The following is a 7933-nucleotide window of genomic DNA, read 5'->3' as shown; positions in this document are numbered from 1 at the left end:
AGAAGAAGGGGCAGCCGTGCCTTTTTATGCCTGTTTCAAACCCGAGCATCGCGTTCATTTGGCAGAAACATCACGCTACCTCTTCTTCAGCAGAAGCAACCTTCATCAACCCCAGCTCACGCAGATAGTCATTCAGCTCGCCAGCCACAGCTTCCAACTTTCCATTGATAACTTCCAACTCCGCTAGGACGGCGGCAATATCTACCTGCACTTCCGCCACCGAAGTATCGATATACCGCGCAATATTCAAGTTGTAATCATTACCAGCAATCTCACCCATCGGCACCAGACGACAATATTTCTCCTCCTCCACACCATTATGAAAAGCAGCACTGTGCGCCTCATGAATATGCTCAATATCCTGCGCCCGCAAACTGTGTTCTGGTTCTTACCCTCAGCAAACTCACCGCTGGCATCAATAAAGATCACCTTGTCCTTAAGGTTGGTGGGCTTCTGCTTATTGATAACCAACACAAAGGCAGGAATGCCGGTGTTACAGAACAGCGCCTCCGGTAGCCCAATCAACGCCTCAACTCAATACGGTCACCGGGCTGCTCGCTGGTGCCTTTCAGCAGCCCCTGGCGAATCTTGCCCTCTTCGCCGCCACGGAACAGCACGCCGTGGGGCAGTACTACTGCCATACGACCATCGTCTTTCAGGCTGGCCAGCATATGCTGGACAAAGGCCAGGTCGGCATAGCCACGGGGCGGGATGCCGTAACCGAAGCGTCCGTAGCGGTCGTAGACCTCTTTCTTGTAGTTGGGGGCCACCTCTTTCTCTTTGCCGTCTTTGCCCACTTTGGTTTTCAGGTTGACTTCCAGCGGCGTCCACCACTGTTTGGCGGAAAACGGCGGGTTGGCAATCACCCGGTCGAATACACGCACACTGTCCTGTTCCAGGTGCAGCGGCTCCACCAGGGTATTACCCCGGCGCAGGTCGGCATTCATATTGTGCAGGTAGAGGTTCAGCTTGCCGATGGCCCAGGTGCCCAGGTTGCGCTCCTGACCATAGAGCGCCACATTCGGCCGGCCCATGATCTGGCCGCCGGGCAGGTCGGCCACATGGTGGGCGCTCTCCACTAACATACCGCCACTACCAAAGGTGGGGTCGTACACGGTGTGGCCGGGCTGCGGGTCAAGCAGGCGCACCAACAGCTGCACCACCGGCTTGGGGGTATAGAACTCACCGCCTTTTTTGCCAGCGTCGTCGGCAAACTGTTTGATCAGGTACTCGTAGGCATCGCCCAGCATATCCGCCTTGTACAGGTGCTGGTTGCCCAGGTTGTAGCGGTTGAAATGGCGCAGCAGGCGGGCCAGCAGGTCATCCCCCAGCTTGGCTTTGTCGCCAAACTGAATGGCGGTGAGCACCCCTTCCAGATAGCTGTTGCGGGCTTCGATATCGCCAAAGGCCTCGTCGATCACCTCGCCGATGTTCTCGGTGCGCTCAATAATGTAATCCCAGCGTGCATTCAGCGGCACAAAGTAGTCACCGTCTTCTTCTTCAATCGCCATGGCCTCGGCCCGGGTGCAATCTTCATCGGCCATAATGGCGGCGACCTGTTCCTCAAATACGTCGTTCAACCGCTTGAGAAAGATCAGGCCGAAGATGTAATTCTTGAAGTCGGAGCTGTCGATGGAACCGCGCATGATATTGGCGGACTCCCAGAGCCAGGATTCCAGGGTTTCGAGGGTGAGTTTTTTCAACATAAAGGGTAACCGGTGGCGGGGCGGGCAAGCGGGGGTGTTGTTGACCTGGTGCTTCTGTCGGCCCATTAGTAGTAAATGGTCGTTAGGTTACCGTAAAGGGGGCTGCAGTGGTATAGGGGAGGGGAGACATAAACCGGGATATGGTGGTGCACAGTGAAGGCTGGTGAAGAGGTCTTACTATGGATTTTTAAAATACTTCTATGTAGCCCTGATAATTCAGGAAAGCTCCATTTCTTGGTATCTACTTCAAATCCGAGCATCGCGTAATAATAATGGTATTTTATTATGAATGAAATCAATCAACTAATAAAAGGTAACTACAAATTCGACCTTCCAGATACTAAGACAACAACCGAAAGCCTTCCTGAAGGGGCATTCTGTAGCCATCAAGTGCGTACTGAAAAAGGGGTACTCAATAAACTGAGCCAACTATCAAATCAAGAGTGCAAATCGCAGATTCTTACACAGCCTCTTATTACTTATGGCAGTATCAAGGAAGCTGATCAAAAGCTTTCAAATAGTCAGGCAGAAAAGCAAGCTAAAGCCGACACCCGGCACTCATATGAATTCAGCGTCAATGGCGACAAGCTTTCCAGTGAATCAGTAAAAATAGGAGAGCATTTTGCATTCGGATGTGCAGGAGCCGTTAGTACCGGGCAGCTCCTGACGCCTGAGAAAAATCTTGATGTCGCTATTAAAAAACGCAGTGTTAACACACCTGCACTGGAAAAATTGGCTGAGAAAGAACTTAGAATTTTAGAGGTATTGAAAAACAAAGAACATCCTAATATTGTCAAATATTATGGCTCTTTCAAAGAAAACAATAACCTCAATATGGTCTTTGAACTTGGAAAAGGCACATTAGAATCTTACATTAAGGAATCTCCTGAAAAAATTACACCGGAGTTGATTTCGGATCTTGCATTCCAGTTTTTGGAGGCAGCAGATTTTCTAGTGGCGAACAAAGTTATTTATTATGATTTCAAGCCAGCAAATATTTTGTTTGATGACGATTCTCAAACAGCCAGGCTTATTGATTTTGATAAATGTGAGTTGGCTGATAGTGCAGAGGATAAAAGACTATATTCCGTGCTTACTTCTATGGGCCTTGAGCTAGCAAAGCTACAGTTGAGAATGGATTATAAGGAGGTAAGCAAGGAGTACAAAAAGATAGCATCCAATTTTAAAATTATCTCTATGTTCTCTCCCCCTTCGGCTGATGGAGTTGGCGAGTTTAATTCAAATAAGGAATTATGGTCAAAGAATTTACCTTTGCCTACTAGGGAATTAATATCTGGTTTCCTTGTTGAGGATACTTCTTTCTCTAAAAAATTAATTGCAGGCAGATCAGCTATCAAAGATACTCCGGTTTCTGAATCGAGTGACACCTGAGGCTACCCTTGGTCTCGAGGGGTTCATGGTCCCTCTCTCCTCCCGGTCCACCACCATGACAAATAGATTTATGAACTGATATGGCAAGAGTTATACGCCCCTGTTCCTTGCTGCTGGTAAGAAGCACCGGGTCGATAGTGGACTTTCACCACCTAGTCCAGCCACCACCATGTGTAATGTGTACTGGAGCAGCGCCAATTGGTACTACGAGCCATACTCGGCGCAAAACGAAAATGCCCTGTGAGAACACGAGGTCGTAATCGTCAATTTGGCGGAGGGACAGGGATTCGAACCCTGGGAAGGCTATTAACCTTCGCTGGTTTTCAAGACCAGTGCTTTCAACCGCTCAGCCATCCCTCCAACAAGGATGATTTTTCTGTCACGAAGAATGAAGAAAAGTATGCTGAAATGGCGGAGGGACAGGGATTCGAACCCTGGGTGGGCTATTAACCCACGCCGGTTTTCAAGACCGGTGCTTTCAACCGCTCAGCCATCCCTCCGCGACGAGGCAAATACTACCTGAAATCAGAATTCTGTCAACGCCTTGATAAACGGTAATCTTTTTCTATGCTCCCAACTCAGGGAATGTGAAAAATAGTGGATAGTATTCAGATAGGCAAAATGTCAGGAATTGTTAAAACTATAGCCCCAGTAAATTGGTCTGATATAATGACTGGTATTACATCTATATAGAGGAATGACAATGATGGACCGCAAACCCGTAATGACCGCTGCTTCTACCAGCCTGGGTGCAGGCGTTGAAATCAATAAGGTTCTTCGCAATACCTATATGCTGCTGGGTATGACTCTGTTGTTCAGTGCTGTCACCGCCGGCGTTGCCATGGCTCTGCAGATCAGCCAGATGACGGCGCTGATTCTCTCTCTGGTTGGTTTTGGCCTGTTGTTCGTCGTTAACAAGACCGCTGATTCTGGCAAGGGTATTGTCGCTGTTTTTGCCTTTACCGGTGTGCTCGGTGCAGCCCTGGGGCCAATGCTTAACCATTACCTGGGTATGGCTAATGGTCCATCCCTGATTATGCAGGCCCTGGGTGGGACAGCCGTGGTGTTCTTTGCGCTCTCTGGCTATGTCCTGACCACTCGTAAAGACTTCTCCTTTATGGGTGGCTTCCTGATGGTTGGCTTGATTGTCGCTGTGGTTGCCAGTATTGCCCTGATCTTCTTTAACGTCCCTGCTGCCAGCATGGCGTTGTCTGCCCTGATTGTGCTGCTGATGTCCGGTTTTATCCTGTTTGACACCAGCCGTATTATCCATGGTGGTGAGACTAACTATATCCGGGCTACGGTTTCCCTTTACCTGGATATCTATAACCTGTTTACTTCGCTGCTCCACCTGCTGGGTGCCAGTAGTGACGACTGATGTCTGGTTTTGATTTTATCGGGCCCCGCCATTTGGTGGGGCTTTTTTTGTTTGGCAGGGTTGGCTATTTTTTATTTCTGTTAACGTAAGGTTATTGATATGAAGTTTGCACTGGCCGTGTATGGCGCTCCGGCCAACAGTCAGGCGCCACAAAGTGCATTGCATTTTGCCCGGGCTTTGGTGGCCCAGGGGCATGAAATTGTCCGGTTGTTTTTTTATCAGGATGGGGTGAACACGGCGACAGCCATTGCCCAGCCACCTCAGGATGAGTCCAATCTTTCTGAAGAGTGGCAACAGTTTGTACAGGCCCATAATCTGGATGCCGTGGTTTGCATTGCTGCTGCATTAAGGCGGGGTATTGTGGATCAGGCAGAATCTGACCGTTATGAACTGCCGGGTCATAATCTCCGCAAGGGTTATGAACTTTCCGGTCTGGGGCAGTTGCTTGACGGAGCACTGATGGCCGATCGATTTATCACCTTTGGAGCCTGAGATGAGTCATTCTGTGTGCGTTATTTCGAGCCGGGCACCTTACAGTGGGCAGTCGGCCCGTGAGGCTCTTGATATGGCACTGGTATCAGCCTCTTATGATATTGAGACCAGTCTTTTACTGATTGGCGATGGTGTCTATCAGTTATTGAAAGGGCAGGAGACCGGTCAAATTCCCCGTAAGAATCTTGCCGCCATGCTTCAGGTGCTGCCTCTATATGGCATAGATACCATTCATGTGGATCAGGTGTCTCTGGGTGAACGGGGAATCAGTTCTGATGTGCTTCAGGAAGGGGTGACAGTTCTTGCCGAGGGCGAGTTGCCTCTGTTTATCCAACAGCATTCCAGGGTGTTTAATTTCTGATGAGTACGCTGCATACCGTTACTAAGCCAGGTCAGGTAATGGCACTCTGTGCTCGTGCTGTTGTCAGCGGCGATTCTGTATTGTTGATTGAAGATGCTGTTTATGAACTGCTGTCACCGCCAACCGGGCTGAATGCTTTACCAGATAGCTGCTCTGTGTATGTGATGGATATCGATGCAAGGGCTCGCGGAGTGGAGGTGTCTGCGCCGTTTGAAGTCATCGACTATGACCGCTTTGTTTCATTATGTGTTGATAATGAGAAAGTGTTGTCATGGTTTTGATTTATATTATCCAATCATATTTTTTGAGTTTGAAGCATCTAACTCTCGAGTTTTTTTCACCATAGGCCGTGGTATGCTGAACATCTGTTTATTGTGTTTACTGACACTGGCTTTGACATTATCTGCCTCTGAGGAAATCCCTTTGAAAGCTCCGGTCGCTCGAAAAATTCCACATTCCATTATTCAGCACGACCAGACCCGTATCGATGAGTACCACTGGTTGCGGGATGAGCACTGGCAAAAGATTGTGGCAGGAGGTCTGGATTTTAAAAATCCGGAGGTGCTGGCCTATCTTCACGCTGAAAGTGATTATAAAGATGCCCAAATGAAAGACAGCAAGGTCGTTCAGCAGCAGCTTTATCAGGAAATTCTGTCCCGGATAAAGGAAGACTATCAGTCCTGGCCCGTTAAAAAAGGGGATTTTCTGTATTATTACCGGGAAGAGAAGGGGAAGAACTATCCCATTCTCTGTCGTCGTCATGGCTCGATGGATTTGCCTGAAGTGGTTTATATGGACGTTAACAAAGAAGCCGATGGTAAGGATCTCTATATGTTTGGCCCTTCCCTCACTAACCGGGCAAATACCTTTCTTGCTTATGGTTATAACCTGACCGGCTCCATGGAGCGAAGTATTCGGGTTCGGAATCTGGAGACCGGGCAGGACAGTGAGTGGACCTTCCATAACAGTACTGGCTCAATACTTTGGATTGATGATGAGCACCTGCTGGTGGTTGAGCGTGATGAGCAGGCCCGTGGTAAAAATATCTACAGAATTAATATTCATCAGGGACCGGAAAAGAAAGCGCTGGTGTTCTCCAAACCTGATGAGTTTGATGGGATGTTTCTTTCGCTATCGGAAACCACAGACCATGAATACGTTATGGTTTATCTCAACAGCGGTTCCAGCCAGGTGGTCTATGTTTCTCCCCGCGCCGCAGTAGATTTCCATCTGTTTGCCCATGGCACTGATGACGTGGTGTTTAACCTCGATCACTATCTCGATCACGACAGAGATGACTTTTATATTCTCACCAATCTTAATGGTGCCAATAACTTCCAGCTGTATAAAACATCGGTAAACCAATGGGAGCAGAAGCATTGGCATCTGATTCAGGCCGAAAGTGACACCATCAGCCTTACCGATATTCATTTCTACAATCATTACCTGATTATTGAGCAGAAAAATAACGAAAAAGCGCTGGATGAGCTGGTGGTACAGGACATGGTGTCTGGCAACAGGCAGACTGTATCCATGCCTGATGAAGCCTATGAACTGGATTTTTCCGGTGACTGGGATCATAACGCCACAACCGTTCGGCTGGATTATTCTTCACCCGTTATGCCCAGTACCGTTCTTGAGCTGGATCTGAAGACCGTTCAAACCACAGCGGTCTACACTCGTGAGACGCCCAACTTTGACCCGGAAAAATATGAGGTTAAGCGGGAGTATGCCACCGCCCGGGACGGTGAGCGTATTCCGGTAACTATTATTCATAGCAAAGGTCTGGTGAAGGATGGCTCTCATCGTGCCCTGGTTTACGGTTATGGTTCCTACGGTTATGGTATGACTGCTGGTTTTTCATCAAAGCTCTTCAGCCTGGTGGATCGTGGTTTTGTTTATGCAACGGCACACATTCGTGGCGGTGATGAAAAAGGCTATCAGTGGTATCTCAATGGCAAAATGCGCCATAAGATGAATACCTTCAATGACTTTATTGATGCTACTGAGTATCTGGTCAGGCAGGGGTATACCGGTAAAGGGCAGATTGCGATCAATGGTGGCAGTGCCGGTGGCTTGTTAATGGGAGCGGTGACCAACCTGCGTCCGGATTTGTTTGGTTGCGTGGTTGCCGATGTGCCTTTTGTTGATGTTATTAACACCATCAGTGATGCATCCTTGCCATTGACTCCACCGGAATGGGAAGAGTGGGGCAATCCTGTCACCAGTGCCGACGACTTTGATTATATTATGCAGTACTCTCCCTATGACAATGTGCGGGCAGGGGATTATCCCCCGATGCTGTTTAATTCCGGGATATCCGATGAGCAGGTCACCTACTGGGAACCGGCCAAGATGGTGGCGCGCCTGAGGGATTTAAAAACCGATGATAACCTGTTGCTATTAAACATGAATATGCATGCAGGCCATGCGGGTGCCAGCAAGCGTTATGAATGGATTGATGAAGAAGCTTTTAACTACGCCTTTATCCTCAAGTGTTTTGGCATGAAGTAGCGTTAATCGATGGATTGATTGTGTGAATCATCGTTCTAGGAGGCTGTCCGAGAATAGCGCCCGTCTAGGCGACCCCGTAGCGAGGATGGC

General features: G+C 48.6%; 8 protein-coding genes and 2 tRNA genes. 6 read left to right on the top strand and 4 right to left on the bottom strand.

Annotated elements, in window-relative coordinates:
- Positions 1-70: 70 nt before the first annotated feature.
- Both KDK15_RS11210 and KDK15_RS11205 read right to left on the bottom strand, forming a co-directional pair.
- Positions 71-373 (bottom strand): N-6 DNA methylase, encoded by a 303-nt coding sequence (locus tag KDK15_RS11210; RefSeq protein ID WP_257295441.1) that lies wholly within the window; start codon positions 371-373, stop codon positions 71-73.
- Between the two features lie 148 nt (positions 374-521).
- Positions 522-1706 carry a class I SAM-dependent DNA methyltransferase gene (locus tag KDK15_RS11205; RefSeq protein WP_257295440.1) on the bottom strand — a complete coding sequence of 395 codons (1185 nt, stop codon included), beginning with the start codon at positions 1704-1706 and terminating at the stop codon, positions 522-524.
- 285 nt (positions 1707-1991) lie between these two features.
- Here KDK15_RS11205 and KDK15_RS11200 point away from each other — a divergent pair, with 285 nt between their 5' ends.
- Positions 1992-3098, top strand: coding sequence for a protein kinase family protein (locus KDK15_RS11200; protein ID WP_257295439.1), 1107 nt, complete (start codon positions 1992-1994; stop codon positions 3096-3098).
- A gap of 269 nt (positions 3099-3367) precedes the next feature.
- Here the strand turns inward: KDK15_RS11200 and KDK15_RS11195 are convergent.
- Positions 3368-3458: transfer RNA gene (locus tag KDK15_RS11195), tRNA-Ser, on the bottom strand.
- 49 nt (positions 3459-3507) lie between these two features.
- Positions 3508-3598, bottom strand: a tRNA-Ser gene (locus tag KDK15_RS11190).
- A gap of 206 nt (positions 3599-3804) precedes the next feature.
- Between KDK15_RS11190 and KDK15_RS11185 the strand changes: the two genes are divergently transcribed.
- The 5 genes from KDK15_RS11185 (at position 3805) to KDK15_RS11165 (ending at position 7843) form a co-directional block, all read left to right on the top strand.
- Positions 3805-4476, top strand: a complete 672-nt coding sequence (locus KDK15_RS11185; protein ID WP_257295442.1) for a Bax inhibitor-1/YccA family protein — start codon at positions 3805-3807, stop codon at positions 4474-4476.
- Between the two features lie 99 nt (positions 4477-4575).
- Entirely contained in the window at positions 4576-4968 is a 393-nt protein-coding gene (gene tusD / locus KDK15_RS11180; protein ID WP_257295438.1) for a sulfurtransferase complex subunit TusD, read from the top strand.
- A gap of 1 nt (position 4969) precedes the next feature.
- Entirely contained in the window at positions 4970-5329 is a 360-nt protein-coding gene (gene tusC / locus KDK15_RS11175; RefSeq protein ID WP_257295437.1) for a sulfurtransferase complex subunit TusC, read from the top strand.
- Complete coding sequence (tusB, locus tag KDK15_RS11170; RefSeq protein WP_257295436.1) at positions 5329-5610, top strand: sulfurtransferase complex subunit TusB; 282 nt, start codon at positions 5329-5331, stop codon at positions 5608-5610. Before tusC ends, tusB begins: the two co-directional genes overlap by 1 nt.
- A 142-nt stretch (positions 5611-5752) precedes the next feature.
- Entirely contained in the window at positions 5753-7843 is a 2091-nt protein-coding gene (locus KDK15_RS11165) for a S9 family peptidase (protein ID WP_257295435.1), read from the top strand.
- The last annotated feature ends 90 nt before the right edge of the window (positions 7844-7933 follow it).

Source organism: Endozoicomonas sp. YOMI1 (assembly GCF_024606345.1).
GTDB lineage: Bacteria > Pseudomonadota > Gammaproteobacteria > Pseudomonadales > Endozoicomonadaceae > Endozoicomonas.
The sequence above is the reverse complement of the archived record's forward strand: the minus strand, read 5'-3'. Positions and strand labels throughout refer to the sequence as shown.